Source organism: Nocardioides sp. CPCC 206348 (assembly GCF_048654705.1).
Taxonomy (GTDB): Bacteria; Actinomycetota; Actinomycetes; order Propionibacteriales; family Nocardioidaceae; genus Nocardioides.
In genome coordinates this window covers 17520-18139 of the sequence record NZ_JBMCZA010000206.1, presented here as the reverse complement: position 1 = coordinate 18139, position 620 = coordinate 17520, and the positions used below count along the sequence as shown (strand labels likewise).

Sequence of the window (620 nt, the reverse complement as noted above, 5' to 3'; positions counted from 1 at the left end):
GGCCGGAACTTGTAGCCGAAGGTGAACATGTCGGAGTCCGACCGGATCCCGGGATACTTGAACAGGTCCCAGGTGCCACCGAGTCGCTCGCGGCGCTCGAGGACGGCGATGGTCTTGCCGGGGTGCTGGCTGGTGATCTGACAGGCGGTGCCGATGCCGGACAGGCCGGCACCGATGACGACGACGTCGTAGTGGTGTGTGTTCATGCTCACAACGATGGGCGCCGGAGGCCGTCCAGGTCTTGACGGACGTGGACAGCCTTTTGGCTTTTCCGGACACCCCTCACTGGCTACTCCCCGGTGCCCGGGTCGATGACCGCGGACACCCGGCTCACCGCGTTGGCGGGAAAGCCTCCGCACTCGGCGTGCTCGCGCACCGCTGCCTCGTCCTCGGCGAAGTAGACGCAGTAGACCTTGTCGTCGGTGACATAGCTCTGCTGCCACTGCGCCCGGCCGTTCATGGCGGAGAGGACGGAGTTGGACTTGGCCGAGATGGCGTGCAGCTCGTCGGCGGACAACAGGCCGGCACCCGGCAGCTCACGTTCAATCACGTACTTCGGCATGACTACTCCCTGGATCGGGCGACCCCGGGGCGGGATCGCTACCGGAAACCTAGGAGCC

General features: G+C 66.0%; 2 protein-coding genes. Both read right to left on the bottom strand.

Annotated elements, in window-relative coordinates:
• On the bottom strand, window positions 1-206 hold a 206-nt coding region (locus ACOADB_RS20400; protein ID WP_378602736.1), incomplete at its 3' end, for an FAD-dependent oxidoreductase.
• Between the two features lie 83 nt (window positions 207-289).
• Window positions 290-562 carry a DUF4242 domain-containing protein gene (locus tag ACOADB_RS20395; RefSeq protein WP_378602733.1) on the bottom strand — a complete coding sequence of 91 codons (273 nt, stop codon included), beginning with the start codon at window positions 560-562 and terminating at the stop codon, window positions 290-292.
• Window positions 563-620: the final 58 nt, after the last annotated feature.

Bases quoted from the DNA above. Each gene is read 5' to 3' on its own strand.
- ACOADB_RS20395 (WP_378602733.1), bottom strand. From the start codon at position 562: ATGCCGAAGTACGTGATTGAACGTGAGCTGCCGGGTGCCGGCCTGTTG.